Genomic DNA, 15,186 nt, shown 5'->3' with positions numbered 1-15,186 from the left:
ATTCAAGGCGCGCCCAAATGAACCACTCCATCGCTTTTTACTGGTACGCCTTACCATTGGATATCCTTTGAGCATGGAGTGAGGCCACAACACTGCGCAGCACGATAGAGCATTCAGTTCTGAGTTTTGATTTTAAGCCGCTTAGATGACGTCAAAGCACAGATGATTTAAAGCTTGAGATGGATACGATAAAGCCCAACATTGACCGCAATAGTTGGGCTTCGTAAACGCTGGTGCTGGATACTCGATGCATCGCCTGCGCCAGCCGTTAAATCAGTTTATTTACGACCCAAAATCACGCCGAGCAATAGACCAAAACCAGCAACTGCGGCGACGGTGCTCCATGGGTGCGTTTTTGCGCAATCATAGGCCGTGCCAGCGATTTTCTTCCCTGAACAATACAGGCGCTCAGAAGCCGTTTTTTGCGTATCGACTGCGCTATCGAGCAACTGCATCGCTTGCTGGCGCAGCGCGTCGGCTTTATCGCCACTTAAACTCGCGGCTTCTTGAAATAGCGCTTGAACGTCTTTCACTAAAACATTCAGGTCTTGATCGATTTTATGGCTATTAGATTCAAACATCGTAAAACTCCTAAAAATAAAAGGGGTGCAGATTGGCAAAGTTCGCCGCACTGCACTCAAAAAATCGGTTTAATCGCGCTGATTAGCGTGGGTTGATTTTGCCGTTGTCGTCCGACAATACAATTTCAACGCGGCGATTTAATTGGCGATTTTGGCTGGTCGCATTCGAGGCCACTGGGAAACTCTCGCCATAACCTTGCACCGCAATGCGTTCGCTGGCGATGCCCAATTGTTGCAACGCAGCGCTTACCGCTGTAGCACGGCGCGTGGAGAGCATTTGGTTATGCGCCACTGTGCCGGTGTTATCGGTAAAACCTTCGATCAATACTTTGCGCTGCGGATTTTTTTGCAAGACATCAGCTAGCTTTTGCGCCGTCGCCACACCCGCCGCCGTCAACTGCGATTGGTTGCTGGCAAACAGCACATCACCCAAAGTAATCACAATCCCGCGTTCGGTATTTTTGGCTTTCAAATCGCTCAATTGCTGCAACAAACTCGATGCATCAGCTTTGGCCACTTGGGTTTCGCGCTGTGCGTCTTGCAAATCGGCTTTGGCTTGCACTGCGCTGGCCGTTGCTTGATTAGCTTCGTTGGTTCTTTGCTCTAAACGTACTTGATCGCGTTGCTTGCTACTGTTGGCCATATCGGCTTCGGCCGATTTTTGCGTCGCCGTACTTTGCATTAACGCAATTTTTTGTTTGGCCACATACGCCAAACCATCAACGACTTCGATCGATTCTTTTTTGCTCGCTGCGGCATTGGCTTGGTCGAGCGCTTCGCCCGCTTGCTTTAATTCCAGCGGCGCGTATTTGGCGATGCTTGGGTTATTTTTCGCTAGGCTATATTCGCTGCGTGTTTGATCCAGCAAAGACGTTTGCGTCGGCGTGGTGCTACATGCCCAAAGCAAAGTGGTCATGGCTAAAAGGGCTGGGGTGAATTTATTCATAATGAACTCCGAGGTCGCTGAAAATGCGGCGCAATCGCGCCCGCATCGTAAAGTGCTAGTGAGATTATTTAAGGGCGAGATTATTTATTGTTGGCGCGGATCAGTTCATCGCGCAGCACTTGAATGTCGTCTTGCAAGCCTTGGGCTGCCGCTTGTGCTTTGCTGGATGCCGCTTTGGTTTGGGCTAATTTCGCATCGGCTTCGGCTTGGTTGGCCAGATCAGTGGCTTTGGCATAGTCTTTTTTGGCCAAGGCAGCGCGTGCCAAAGTCATTTTTTCGCGTGCCAAATTCATTTCAACTGGCGCAAATTCAGTCGCACCTGCCGCCGCCGCACTATCAACCGCCGCAGCCGACACCGCCACTTCAGTTGTCGCAGGCCCTTTCATGCTGCTGCATGCCGATACCAACAGAATGGCGCTCAGGCCCAAAACGGTGAAACATTGCTTGTAATAGATAAACATCGTTGTGCTCGCTTTACTTTGAAAAGGGCTAAATCACCCTGAATGACTCCTTTTTACGGCGTTTGACGCAGACAGTCGGTTCGCCGTCGCACATAGGCGGTAATCATTTGGATTAATGCGAAATGAATATCAGCAAACGCCGCGCAAAAAAAAGCCCTGCACGGCGGCAAGGCTGGATAGTGTGCTGTTGGTATTGCCTTGTAGCCATTTATTGATATGACCTGCAAGGCAATACTGTTGACTTGTGGCAATGTTCAGATTTTATGCTGTGCCGCGCTCGTTGAGCTGGGGCTTAAAATCCCCGTCTAAGCGCCCGGGTCGCCTTTCTTTGCTTCTTTCTTTGGCGACGCAAAGAAAGAAGTCCCTGTCGCGGATTGCGACACCAAAACACCGTGCCGCAGGCACTTTAAACCATCAGCACGTAATCTGAACATGGCCGATCTTGTTGCTTTGACGCGCAGCGCTGGCACGGCCACAAGTTGATCTCGATTTAGTGTGTCGCCGTTTCCAAGCGAATCAATTCTTTTTTAACCACGGCATAACATTCGCAGCTAAGTTGCTCTAAGCCCGTGCGGCTTAGTACCGAGATGTGGCCGCGACGGTAACTGATGTAGCCGTCGCGTTGCAATTGGCCGGCTGCTTCGGTGACGCTTTCACGGCGCACGCCCAAGGTATTGGCGACCAGTTCTTGCGTCATTAAAAACTCACCGGCTGGAATCCGATCTAGCGTCAGCAAGAGCCAGCGGCACAGTTGCTGCTCGATGCTGTGGTGGCGATTGCAGGCGGCGGTTTGGAACATTTGCGTGATGAGCGCTTGGGTATAGCTCAGCAAGCGCCGCTGCATAGCCCCGCCACGGCTAAACTCCTCTTTAAATAGGGCGCGATCCAGACGATAAGCATGGCCAGCGGTTTGCACCACGGCCGAGCTACTGGTGGTGTTGCCGCCCATAAACAGCGGAATGCCGACCACGCCTTCGTGGCCCACGCCCGAGACTTCGGCCGATGCGCCCGATTCGGTGACGTAATGCAAAGACACAATCGCCGTCGTCGGAAAGTAGGCGTGGCGCAATTGCTCATTGGGCTGATACAGCATATCGCCCAACCGCATGCTCACCAATTCTAAATGCGGGCTAAGTCGCGCGCTTTCGTCGCTGCTTAGCGCGGCGAGCAGTTGATTTTGCTGAGGATTAGGTAAGAGGATCATGGTTGACCTTTAAACTGGGCAAGGCTTGGCATTCAATGCCAATGCCGCGATAGCCGGTAAAACGGCAGGCTTGATCGAACATCGGTTCGCCGCTGACGCGGTAATGCCGCTTGCTGCCGTCGCTGAGCGTGCGGCTAAAGGCAAAATCCAGAAACGGTTGGCGCGCGGCGATGGTGGCTTGCAGCCATTCGCGCTCGGCCGGATTCCAGCCGGAATCATCAACTGGCTCGCTCGTGGTTTCGTCGCCCATCAAGGGGGTGACGCGAATGCCGAGCATTTCCAGTACCGGACCCGATACTTTGGTGAAATTTTCGTGCTCGTCTTGCTCCCAATACCAATCGGAGGCCAGCTCAGTGAGGCTGCGAAAGCGCGCTTCGCTTTCGCATAATTGTGCGGTGCGCTCTAAGACTGTCGCTTCCAACAGTTGGTTATACGATTCGAGCTTTTTGTACAGCAAGCGCACTTCGAGCATATTGTGAATTCGCGTTTTGACTTCGACCAAATCAAACGGCTTACTAATAAAGTCTTTGGCACCCGCTTGTAGCGCACGCAATTTATGCCCGGGCTGTGCAGTCAAGACAATCACGGGCAAATAATCATCACCCGTATTGGTTTTCAAGCATTCCATCACTTGAAAACCGTCCATTTCTGGCATTTGTAGATCGAGCAAAATCAAATCAAAATTGTATTGTCGATGCAAAACACAAACGTCTTGCGGATTCATCGTCGCATGCACATTGGTGTAACCCGCCTCGCTCAGTAGCTGTTCTAGCAGCATGACATTGGCTTTTTGATCATCAACAATCAAAATAAAGGCATTAAAAAAATCGTTTGGCGTGAGTTTCATGCTGGATCTTCTTCATTAGCGCAGAGGTTTTTTTTCTGGACAAACTCGAGCGCAGTATCGAGCGTTTCCATAAATTCATTCACTTTGATGGGTTTGGTCAAATAGCGGAAAAACCCCGCCTGCAAGCCTTTCTCAATATCTCTAGGAATGGCGTTAGCGCTGAGCGCAATCACCGGAATATGCTGCGTTAACGGGTCTTCACCCAGAATTTTCAAGGCTTCAATCCCACTAATGCCAGGCAAATTAATGTCCATTAAAATCAAATCGGGCTGCGAGGTTTGCGCCATCGTGATACCGCTCAAGGCATCACGCGTCGTCAGCAAGCTAATATCGGGTCGCCGGCTAATCAGGTCTTCAATCAGCATTAAATTGGCTGGATTATCTTCAACATACAGCAGTCGATACAGCGCGGTTTTAGAATAAGTACGTACTTGCGTCGTTTCGATATGCACGCTTTCGATCTCAACAGCCTGAAGCGCCTGCGTTAAATTCATTTCCACCCAAAATACGCTGCCGCTGCCCAGCGTGCTTTCAAAGCCGATGCTGCCGTCCATCAACTCAATCAAACGCTTGGTGACGACCAAGCCAATACCAGTGCCTTCTTCGGTATTGGATTCTTGACCGAGCCGATTAAACGGTTGAAAGAGTTGGGCGATTTGCTCGGGCGACAAACCTTCACCCGTATCGGCAACGCAAATCCGAATTCGCTCTGGCGTGGCTTGCACGCAGGTCACCGTAACCGTGCCGTCGACTTTATTGTATTTAATCGCGTTCGAGAGCAAATTCACCAGCACTTGCTTAATGCGAATACGGTCGCCTTGAACGCAGTGCAGCGCTTCAAACTTTGGAAAGCTGACGCCAATACCACGTTTAAGCGCCTGCGGCTCGATCATCGCTTCGCATTCTTGCATCACTTCCGCGAGTAAAACCGGCTCCATCGATAAGGATAATTTACCCGATTCGATGAGCGCCAAATCCAAGATTTCATTGATCAACTCCAATAAATACCAGCCCGCTTGTAGGATTTGATCGAGGCTGCGTTTTTGATTGGGCGTTGGTAATGGGTTGCCTGATTCGATCAGTTGCGCAAAGCCCAAAATCGCGCTTAAAGGCGTGCGCAACTCGTGGCTCATGCTGGAGAGGAAATCAGATTTGGCCAAATTGGCCTTCTCGGCTGCTGATTTGGCGTGTTCTAACTCGATATTATTTTCAGCAAGAATTTGATCGAGCCGTTTGCGCTCCGTGACGTCGCGCGCGGCAGCGAACACGCCTTGCAAATTGCGATCTCGATCATAAAACGTCGTCGCGTTATACGACACGACTGTTTCTTTGCCATCCCAAGCGCGGGCGGTCAGTTCGTAATCGGTGATTTTATTTTCGCTTAATACGCGTTTAATGCCCGCTTCGGCGCGGGCTGGATCGGTGAAAAAGCTTTTAAAAGGCGCACCGATTAATTCATCGCGCGTGCAACCAGTCAGCGCTTCCATTTGCTTATTCACATCAGAAATAATCCCCGCCGGATCGGTGGTCATAATCGCATCGATATTCGCTTCAATCAGCGAACGCGTATAAAACTGTTGATCACGTAGGCGTTGATCGAGCTTTTGCTGCTCAGCTTCCACTTGTTTGCGTGCGGTATTGTCAGTGCCAATCAGCAAATAACCGATGATGGTCTCTTGCTCATCGCGCAATGCCGTTACTGAGACGACGGCCGGAAAACGACTGCCGTCTTCACGAATATAAGTCAGTTCATAAATATCTTCGATGCCGCGCGAAGCTTTAAACACCAAGGCTTCAAAGCCGGGGCTAATCGTCACGCCCAATTCCAAACTCAGCGCTGCGGCGCGAGCGATGACTTCTTGCGGGTCGGAAATATCAGCAGGCGTGATTTTATTGACCACATCAGCGGCGGCAAAACCCAGCATCCGCTCAGCGCCGACGTTGAAAATCTGAATCACGCCTTTGGCGTCAGTAGCGATGCTGGAGAAATTGGCGCTATTAAAAATCGCACGCTGCAAGGCGCCGGTTTTGAGCAAGGCCTCTTCGCGCTGCACTTCCACGCTGTCTTCAGCGCCCGTGTTAATCAGGCCAGCCGATGAAATATTGTACTTATTTTGCATTTCTAGCCTTTGTGGATGATGAGCCGGTCAAGGCCAGTGCGTATGCACCTCGCGCAGATCATCACACACTTCGCCAATGAGCGTCTGTTTGCTAGCTAACATAGCGCTAGATTGAACGCTCACTAGGATTGAACCCATGTTCATTTGCATCGGTTCGCTAACGCACAGACGCACAATCTGCATTGGCGCACAGTGGCTCATCTTCCAGAGCAGCCTGCCTATCGCGGCCGCTTCACTGAACAAAGGCCACGATGAATACACTCCCCATTTCCACAGCAGCGAGCACAGCACAGCGTGCCATCGATCATTCACTCTTTAACGCCAGCGCGGTGTCTTGGGCGGCGATTTTGGCTGGCGCAGCCGTTACGGCCGCTTTGTCGCTCATTCTCTTGCTCTTGGGCGTTGGTCTCGGTTTATCGGCGATGTCGCCATGGATGCAAAATGGCATGAGCGCTGTCACTTTAGGGATTTCGACCATTTTATGGCTGGCCTTAACTCAGCTCGTCGCAGCGGGCATGGGTGGGTATTTAACTGGACGCCTTAGAGTGAAATGGCTAGAGGTCGATACCAATGAAGTATTTTTTCGAGACAGCGCGCATGGTTTGCTGTCTTGGGCGATGGCGACTCTGCTCACGGCCATGTTATTGAGTGCAGCGATTACATCCATTTTGCATCGTGAGCCGATTGTAGGCCGAGTTGATACCGCGATTGCCGCCCGAGTCGATGCTTTAGCGCCACCGAAATTGAGCGAGGATGTACGAACGTATTTGATTGATGGCCTGTTCCGCCAAGATTTCCCCGCCTTAGCCAATGCAAAAACACCGCCACTCAGCCGCAAAACATCGGATGAAATTGCAGCGATTTTTAGCAATGGCCTGCGTTTGGGCTTATTACCCGCCGATGATTTGCGCTATGTCACTGAGCGAGTCACCGATTACACCGGTATTTCGCGTCTTGCCGCCGAGCAACGCAGCGCCTTAAGTTTTCACAACCTACAAACGGCAATTAATACCGAAATGCTGCGCGCCAATGCCGCCGCAGAGCTCAATCGAAAAGCCTCGGCGTATGCCGCGCTATGGCTGTTTATTTCTTTATTGATCGGTGCATTCACGGCGAGTGTGACGGCGATTTATGGCGGTCGACAGCGCGATATTTAACATTTAACGGAGCCCATCATGCGTTCACTTTTACTGTACTTCTTAGGTATCCCTATTCCGATCATTATTTTGATCGCGCTATTTGTTAATTAAGGATCGTTTATTGCTATCCAATCACCGGAGTTTTGCTATGTACACCATTACGACTGCAGATCAAACACAATTATTTGTTAAAGACTGGGGCACGGGTCGCCCGGTGATTTTAATCAGTGGCTGGCCGCTGTCATCCGATAGTTGGGACGATCAAGCGATGGCATTGGCCGAAGCGGGCTATCGCGTCATTAGCTACGATAGGCGCGGTTTTGGCCGCTCTTCGCAGCCGTGGAGCGGATACGATTACGACACGCTGGCTGATGATTTGGCGGCGGTCATTCAGCAAACGGGCGTTGAAGGCGTTACGCTAGTTGGCTTCTCAATGGGCGGCGGTGAAATTGCCCGCTATATGTCGCGGCATGGCGGTAAATCAGTCAGTAAAGCGGTACTGATCTCGTCCGTTGTCCCGTATATGTTGAAAACAACTGACAATCCTGACGGTATCGACGAAGCACATTTTTTCAATATGACGCAGGATATTAATGAAGACCGTGCGCAGTTTTTTGCGGGCTTTTTCAAATCCTTTTTCGGCATTGGCCTGATCGCCCAGCCGGTGAGCGAAGCGCTTATCGAATGGGCGCGGGGAATGGCGATGCAGGCCAGTTTGAAAGCGACTTTAGCTTGTGCGCATTCGTTTTCAACGACCGACTTTCGCCCCGATTTGGCCGCGTTCAAAGTGCAGACGCTGATTATTCACGGCACGAACGATAAAACGGTACCCGTCAGTATGAGCCGAGCGACTGCGCAAGCGATCGCCGGATCAACGCTCATCGAATACGAAGACGCCCCACATGGCCTCTTTGCCACAGCGAAAGATCGACTTAGCCGAGATTTACTCAATTTTTTACAAGATTCAAATTCGGCAGCGCATACGCAGCCTTAAACAATCTGGCGGCAACGCCATTCATTTCACACTAGGAAAACCACCATGAGCTTAGCCACTATATTATTAATTGTTTTGATTTTGATGCTCATCGGCGTCATCCCAAGCTGGTCGCACAGTAAAAGCTGGGGCTATGGCCCGAGTGGTGGCGTCGGTTTGATCGTGATTATTCTGTTGATTTTGCTACTCACCGGCAGAATCTAAGGATTCGCCTGCGCGAGATGCCAAGCGATCAATCTCACGCAAAAAAGTAAGCCCAAATATGGACGAATATCCATATTTGGGCTGCAATTGAAAAACCGCTACGCCGCTTAACGCGGTGGCGAAGTGCGTGTTGGCCTCAGTTCACCATCAATTTTTTGCCAGCGTTCGTGATGCTCACGAATCAAATGGATCGCATCTTCTATCGTATCGACAACAATCGGGATTTGCATATCCACCGGGCTAGCTAATCCTGCATTATTGTCAACCATATGGCGCTGTGCCCAATCAACCAACTCGCCCCACATATCACCGACCAAAATAATCGGCGTATCGTACAGTTTGCGCACTTGAATCAATTGCCACACCATCGACAATTCAAGCAAAGTACCAATCCCACCTGGCGTCACAATAAACGCATTTGAGCGCATGATGAAATGATGCAGACGTGAGAAAAACGTTTTGTGTTCAAACACGCGGCCAACAAAATCATTCACATTTTGCTCAAAATCCAAATCAATTCGAATCCCAACCGAGGATTCGGGTTTATTCGGTGCGCCTTGGCTGGCGCCTTCGTTCGCAGCCTGCATCAAGCCCGGCCCGCCGCCAGTGACAATCCGGCAGCCCATCGCGGCCAGCTGCGAAGCGAGTTGTTTAACCGCTTCATACGCAGGCGTATTGTCTTCAATCCGTGCAGAACCAAAAATCGTCACATGGTAATCAGGCGTGTGTGCGGGGCGCAAACGCGACAAATCATCCACCGCATCCCACAGTTTTAAAACGGCTGAACCGACAATATCCAGCGCCTCTTCATCATCGATTACGCCGATGGGTTTATTGTATGAATTAATCATTATCTTTCACTTAAGTTGCGCGCCACACGGCGTCGACGCTTTATCTTAGTTTGAAAAGCCCACGCTGTAAGCACTCAGCGTAATTACTTGAATAAATCTTTGATAATTAAGCGACAAGGCTGCCGCAAAAATGCGTTTCTCTAGCTGCGTCTGCGAAATAAGTAAAAAAGTAGTCCATAGTTAAATCACAGACAATTTCTTGCCCTAGCCCCATCCAGTGCCTAGCTTTAATAACTAAGTAGTAAAGCAAAAGCCTTGGCCTAAGGCCACCCAGTCTTGCATTGTTATCTCGCCTTGCCGTACTACACATACTGTCTGCGGCTTCGATGCCTTGCCATAAAACTTTTGCACGAATAGCTACGTCATTGAGACTCAATTTATGATTTTGCTTGAACTGGTTTGGGATCAACAACAGCGTTGGATCGGGCTATTTGCCCATAACGCCGATCAATTTGGCGATATTCTAGGCGCAGCTTTACTCAATCAGCCGCTGCGGGGTGTTGCCTGCTATGCACTGGGACAGCACAGCACGGAAGGCTTAGTGAATGTCCAACAAGACGAACATGGGATTGTGCTGCCGAATAGCGCTCGCCTGCATTTTCAACTGCAACATAGCAGTGATTTTACAGCGCTAAATCCTCTCGATGTCGCGTGTGGCCCATGGTATACCGAGGCCAGTCCCACAGCCAACGCGGCCAATCCCAGCAAACCGGTCTTGCTCGAACTACTCAGCTTAATTGTCAGTGATGCCGAAACGTCGGCGCTGGAAATGACGCTCGCTAAAGCGCCACAATTGATGTTCAATTTACTCAAATTGGTCAATTCAGTCAGCATGGGCAGTGCTGCACCCGCACGCAGTATTCGCCAAGCAATTACTTTACTAGGACGGCGACAATTGCAGCGCTGGCTGCAGCTATTACTTTATGCCGAGCAATATGGTGAGGCGACGCCTGCCATTCTGATTGCCGCCGCATTGCGGGGAAAACGGCTCGCGCTCTGGGCCGAGCACGGCTGGCTAGGAAATACCAATCAAGATGAAGCGTTCTTGTGCGGTATGTTGTCGCTATTAGATCGGCTATTTGCCGAGCCACTCACCGAGCTAATGGCCTTGCTACCACTTGATCTGCATTTACGCAGCGCCCTTTTATCCGGCGAAGGCGTATTAGGATTGGCTCTAAAGCAACTCACTGCGCTGGAAGCGGGTGAGCGCCACAATCCGCTGATCGCCCCCCTACTGGCCAAGCAGGCGGCTTGGGTCAATTGTGAGCTCAAAGCCATTGCTTGGGCGCACCGCTTGATTTGCGAGTCGCACTAAAGTGCCAAAATCTAACGAACTAGGCAGCAGTAGCCAGCTTATCAATGAGCTGGCGGCATCACTCATCACGCTGGATTTACAAGGCTATATCACCGGCTGGAACAAAGGCGCTGCACAGCTCTTTGGCTACAGTGCCGACGATGTTATCGGCCAGCACATTTTGATGTTATATGCAGAAGAAAGCGCTGATGACAGCGCCGATTTCAATACGGTTCTGGTGCAAGGCCACGCGCAAATGGAAGTTTTGCGGCGTAAAAAAAATGGCGATACCTTCTGGGCCAATATCCATCTCACCCTCGTACGTAACAGCGAAAATCAAGCCGTGCGTATGATTGGTTATGTCACCGACATCACCGAGCAACTGGCATTTGAAGAAAAAAATCGGCTTTATAATCATATATTCGAGCAAGCCACCGACGCGATTGTGATTACCAATCTCGACTTTCACTGCGTCGGCTGTAATGCAGCCTACCAGCAGATGACCGAAAAAAATATTGAACAAACACTCGGTCAATTACCCAGCTTTTTGCAAGCGCTGCAACACGAGCCCGGCATCCCACTGTATGAGCAACTCAATCTACTCGGCCACTGGAAAGGCGAGCTGTGGGATCAGCGCGCATCCGGCCAGCGCTACCCGATTCATCTCACCATCAGCGGCGTGAAAAATAAACGCGGTGAACTCACGCATTACTTCGCGGTATTTTCCGATTTGAGCGAGCAAAAACAAGCCGAAGCACAAATTCATCGCTTAGCTTATTTTGATCAACTCACGAATTTGCCCAATCGAATTATGCTGTTCGCACTGCTAGAACAAGCGCTCACCGAGGCACGGCGCAATAACCAGCATGGCGCACTACTCTGTTTTAATATTGCTCGCTTTAAAGCACTAAATGATTCGTTCGGCCATCGCGCTGCCGATCAGGTACTGATTGAAGTCGCGCTACGGATTCGTGCCAGTTTGCGTGATGAAGATGTTGTGTCGCGCTTTGGTGCCGACGAGTTTTATATTGGCCTATTTGATATTAGCCACCGCGATGATGCTAGTTTGGTGGCACAACGTATTCTGCATGCCATCAGCCTGCCACTCATGCTGGGCCACGAAGAATTACTACTCAATGCCAGTATTGGGATCAGTGTTTATCCTGACGATGGGCGCGATGCCGAAAAGCTCATCAATCAAGCCGCAGTGGCGCTGCACCGCGGTAAACAAGCACAGCAAGAAATGCTGTTTTATTCGCCCGAAATGAATCAACGCTCAATGGCGCGACTCAAGCTCACCAGTGAATTGCATCATGCTTTAGAGCGCCATGAACTACAGCTTTTTTACCAAGGCCAATACGATGCTCAAAGCGCTGAGCTTGTTGGTGCAGAAGCCCTAATTCGCTGGCAACACCCAAGCCGAGGTTTTATTTCGCCGGCTGAATTTATTCCCTTTGCCGAAGAAACTGGCTTAATCATCCCCATTGGCGAATGGGTCATCTTTGAGGCCACGCGGCAATTGGCTCAATGGGATGCCAATCATCAATTTCTGCCGCGTTTGGCAATTAATCTTTCGGCACGGCAATTCAAAGCCAATCTACCCGAACAACTCATCCACCGACTCGACAGCCTGCAGCTCCAGCCCAATCGAATCGAATTAGAACTCACCGAATCCATACTGATGCAAAGCGACGAAATCACGCTCAACCTTTTACGAGAACTTAAAACGGCCGGTTTTTCGCTGGCGCTGGATGACTTTGGCACCGGTTATTCCAATTTATCCTACTTGCAACGCTTCACACTCGACTACCTCAAAATCGACCAAAGCTTTATTCGTGGCTTACCCGATGATAAAAGCAGCGCTGGGATTGTGAATGCAATTTGCGGCATTGCACGCAGCCTGAATTTGCGCCTGATCGCCGAAGGTGTAGAAACCGCAACCCAACTGGCTTTTTTACAGCAAATTGAATGCGATCAAATTCAGGGATATCTACTAGGCCACCCACTTCCCGCCACCGAATTCGCGCAATTACTAAGCGCCCGCCCCTCCCCTTAGGGTCTGTGGATGTTTGGTTTGCATCGTAAACCAAACGTCAACAGCTCCTAGCGCAAGCCGAAATTTAACTTGCCATTCTTGACGCGCTCATTAAGAATACCTGCGGAGGTTAATCGCCTTTTTTGCAAGCTAACACTCATCCATCAATAGGAAAACATCATGGGTTTACTCGATTCTCTAGCAGGCCAGCTCCTTGGCGGTGGCAATACTGAAGGTGGTATGGGCGCCCTCGCGGGTCTTTTGGAACAGCAAGGCGGTGTTTCAGGTTTGCTCGAAAAATTCCAGCAAGGCGGCCTCGGCGAAGTGGCGCAATCTTGGGTTTCAACTGGACAAAACCTACCGATTTCTGCCGAACAAATTCAATCGGTACTTGGCAGCGATATGGTCGCATCGATAGCAGAAAAATTTGGCGTTGATCCACAAGCCGCAGCAGGACAAATTTCAACTTTATTGCCACAACTCATCGACGGACTTACGCCCAACGGTGAAGTCGAAGGTGGCAGTCCAGATTTAATGGGCGCAGCAATGGGTCTATTGAAAGGCAAACTATTTTCATGATGTATTTCGATCTAGCCCTTAAATTTAAAAGGCTAGACGGCAATACCTAGCTTAAAACTTCTAAGCTAGATCAATTGAAGCAGCAATAAAAAGCCTCATTCTCTTTAGCTAGAGAATGAGGCTTTTTATATTCGGTGCATAGTGCACGACAAAAAAATCACTCAAAATCAATTCAAACTTTTTTGTACCACCAATGAAAACCCTTGATACGGCGTAATATTGAAAAACTGCGGATCAAAATATTTCAGCTCGCTCTCTGCCACAATATAAACCGCCGCCTCTTGTGGATTAATCGTCACTTGTTTTGGATCGATATACACATAGCGCTCAGCATAAGACTTCTGGTATTTATTGGCCGAAACCGTTGCTGCAGAGGGCGAATGAAGCGCGTCACCTTGAAAATATTTCGCATCAATCTGATGATGGAACATCGTCAAAATCTCACTCGTTGCCTTTGCCCCTTCAAACTGACTATTGATCGTGATGTAATATTTCGGGGTATCAATTTTGGCCGCCTGTTGCAGTGCCTTGCCCATCCCATCGAAAAAATACACACTAATATCCCGCGACCATAAACCAAAATATTGGCTACAAAATAATATAAACGACACACAATAAATTAAGCTAGTGACCACAAAAGCAGGCTTAAAGCATTTATAGACTTGAGCCAGGCCAATACCAGAAAATATAATCAAGAAATAATAGGCAATATTAATTCGATTTACATTGACCGAGCCAACCACGAGCCCAGCCCATAAAGCAATAAAGCCCCCCATTAACAAAATAAACCGTGCAAATCGAATAGCAGGGGCATCCACAATCACTTCATCTTTAATAGTGCACTGACCGACAAGAACCGAAATCACACCCAAAGCGACCAAAGGCATCGAAAACAAATATAAAGTCGCAAAATTATCAATCGCATTCCACGGCAAGTCTGGACGTTGCAATAGAGTTGTATTGAGCAGAGCATTAAAATTAGTACTTAATTGAGTAGCAAACTGAGGTGAAAAAAATAAAATTTCCGCAGAGCGAACGCTATCTGGAAAAAATGGAATAGTAAAAAATGGCGTATTAATCGTTGGAAATTTAAGAAAATTAATAATCATCACCAAGAAAACCGGCAATGCAACTAAAGTATAAGTAAGCACACTTAATAGCATCTCTTTAACACTAACAATTTTCTTTAGCGACATATAAATAGCAATGCCTAGCAAGAAAATAGGGACGGTAAGGAAAGCAATACCATAGCTATACATACACAAAGCAAAAGACAACATCGACAAATACAAAAAATATCTTTTTACATGCAGTAAAGTTAAGAAATAGCAGCCGATAATGAAAAAATGTGGAAATATATTACAATCAAGAGCCCAGCGGCTTTGCATAATATGCCAAGGATTAATCGCCAATAAGAAAAATGCAATTAATGCAGTCGTCCGTCCAAACCCATTTTTAACAAAACCATACGCGGCCAACATCCCACACAGACTAAGAATCAGCACCGGAATTCGTGCAGAAATTATACTCAAACCAAAAATTTTAATAAATGGCACCATCAGATATGACAGCAGCACACTCATTTGCCCATAGCCCCAGGCGGTAAAATGCGCGGGCAATTTCATCCCGAATCGGTCAGTACCATAATCTGCCAATGCTTTTGCATCCACCGCAGCCATTGCACCATCTTGATTAAAGCCAGCAGGAATTGCACCAAAATCCCATATACGAACGGCAACCGCCAACAAGAAAATTAAATAAAACAATAAGCGCTGCGCATCAATTTGATTCTCTTCAAAAGAGCCATTAAATTTTTCTACCAATTTACAATCAATGCGTGCGTGCAAGGGACGATACGCAAACTGTAAAATTAATACCAACAACACGATCGACCAAAAAAAGCCCAATAGAAAATCATTCCAGTATGCCAT

The 15,186-nt window shown here is 48.9% G+C and carries 14 protein-coding genes; 6 read left to right on the top strand and 8 right to left on the bottom strand.

Features of this window, described 5'->3' with window-relative positions:
* Positions 1 to 278: 278 nt before the first annotated feature.
* The 6 genes from Q320_RS0106885 to Q320_RS0106860 form a co-directional block, all read right to left on the bottom strand.
* Complete coding sequence (locus tag Q320_RS0106885; RefSeq protein WP_027468394.1) at positions 279 to 581, bottom strand: ElaB/YgaM/YqjD family protein; 303 nt, start codon at positions 579 to 581, stop codon at positions 279 to 281.
* 82 nt (positions 582 to 663) lie between these two features.
* On the bottom strand, positions 664 to 1,527 hold the full coding sequence (locus Q320_RS0106880) for an OmpA family protein (RefSeq protein WP_027468393.1): 864 nt from the start codon (positions 1,525 to 1,527) through the stop codon (positions 664 to 666).
* Positions 1,528 to 1,607: 80 nt separating this feature from the next.
* A complete protein-coding gene (locus Q320_RS0106875) occupies positions 1,608 to 1,988 on the bottom strand; it encodes a DUF4398 domain-containing protein (RefSeq protein WP_035852882.1) in 381 nt (126 codons plus the stop codon).
* 490 nt (positions 1,989 to 2,478) lie between these two features.
* Positions 2,479 to 3,192, bottom strand: a complete 714-nt coding sequence (locus Q320_RS0106870) for a Crp/Fnr family transcriptional regulator (RefSeq protein WP_035852881.1) — start codon at positions 3,190 to 3,192, stop codon at positions 2,479 to 2,481.
* Positions 3,176 to 4,039 carry a response regulator gene (locus Q320_RS0106865; protein ID WP_027468390.1) on the bottom strand — a complete coding sequence of 288 codons (864 nt, stop codon included), beginning with the start codon at positions 4,037 to 4,039 and terminating at the stop codon, positions 3,176 to 3,178. The genes Q320_RS0106870 and Q320_RS0106865 overlap by 17 nt, the downstream gene beginning before the upstream one ends.
* Complete coding sequence (locus tag Q320_RS0106860) at positions 4,036 to 6,159, bottom strand: PAS domain-containing hybrid sensor histidine kinase/response regulator (protein ID WP_051534545.1); 2,124 nt, start codon at positions 6,157 to 6,159, stop codon at positions 4,036 to 4,038. Before Q320_RS0106860 ends, Q320_RS0106865 begins: the two co-directional genes overlap by 4 nt.
* Positions 6,160 to 6,410: 251 nt before the next feature.
* Here Q320_RS0106860 and Q320_RS0106850 point away from each other — a divergent pair, with 251 nt between their 5' ends.
* The 3 genes from Q320_RS0106850 (at position 6,411) to Q320_RS21230 (ending at position 8,496) form a co-directional block, all read left to right on the top strand.
* The gene (locus tag Q320_RS0106850) at positions 6,411 to 7,316 is read left to right on the top strand and encodes a hypothetical protein (RefSeq protein ID WP_027468388.1); all 906 of its coding nucleotides are present in this window, start codon (positions 6,411 to 6,413) and stop codon (positions 7,314 to 7,316) included.
* Positions 7,317 to 7,446: 130 nt separating this feature from the next.
* Complete coding sequence (locus Q320_RS0106845; protein WP_027468387.1) at positions 7,447 to 8,292, top strand: alpha/beta fold hydrolase; 846 nt, start codon at positions 7,447 to 7,449, stop codon at positions 8,290 to 8,292.
* Between the two features lie 45 nt (positions 8,293 to 8,337).
* Complete coding sequence (locus tag Q320_RS21230) at positions 8,338 to 8,496, top strand: DUF3309 family protein (protein ID WP_084282433.1); 159 nt, start codon at positions 8,338 to 8,340, stop codon at positions 8,494 to 8,496.
* Between the two features lie 107 nt (positions 8,497 to 8,603).
* Here Q320_RS21230 and Q320_RS18860 read toward each other — a convergent pair whose 3' ends face one another.
* Positions 8,604 to 9,347, bottom strand: coding sequence for an LOG family protein (locus Q320_RS18860; RefSeq protein ID WP_035852876.1), 744 nt, complete (start codon positions 9,345 to 9,347; stop codon positions 8,604 to 8,606).
* Positions 9,348 to 9,726: 379 nt separating this feature from the next.
* Between Q320_RS18860 and Q320_RS18855 the strand changes: the two genes are divergently transcribed.
* The 3 genes from Q320_RS18855 (at position 9,727) to Q320_RS0106820 (ending at position 13,255) form a co-directional block, all read left to right on the top strand.
* Positions 9,727 to 10,662: an HDOD domain-containing protein gene (locus tag Q320_RS18855; protein ID WP_051534544.1), complete on the top strand. Its 936-nt coding sequence runs from the start codon at positions 9,727 to 9,729 to the stop codon at positions 10,660 to 10,662.
* Position 10,663: 1 nt separating this feature from the next.
* Complete coding sequence (locus Q320_RS18850; protein WP_051534543.1) at positions 10,664 to 12,697, top strand: putative bifunctional diguanylate cyclase/phosphodiesterase; 2,034 nt, start codon at positions 10,664 to 10,666, stop codon at positions 12,695 to 12,697.
* 159 nt (positions 12,698 to 12,856) lie between these two features.
* Entirely contained in the window at positions 12,857 to 13,255 is a 399-nt protein-coding gene (locus Q320_RS0106820) for a YidB family protein (RefSeq protein ID WP_027468386.1), read from the top strand.
* 167 nt (positions 13,256 to 13,422) lie between these two features.
* On the opposite strand, the gene Q320_RS0106815 is transcribed toward Q320_RS0106820, so the two are convergent.
* On the bottom strand, positions 13,423 to 15,186 hold the full coding sequence (locus tag Q320_RS0106815; protein WP_027468385.1) for an ArnT family glycosyltransferase: 1,764 nt from the start codon (positions 15,184 to 15,186) through the stop codon (positions 13,423 to 13,425).

Origin of the sequence: Deefgea rivuli DSM 18356 (assembly GCF_000620145.1) — a bacterium.
Lineage (GTDB): Bacteria > Pseudomonadota > Gammaproteobacteria > Burkholderiales > Chitinibacteraceae > Deefgea > Deefgea rivuli.
This window is presented reverse-complemented; position numbering and strand designations above follow the sequence as displayed.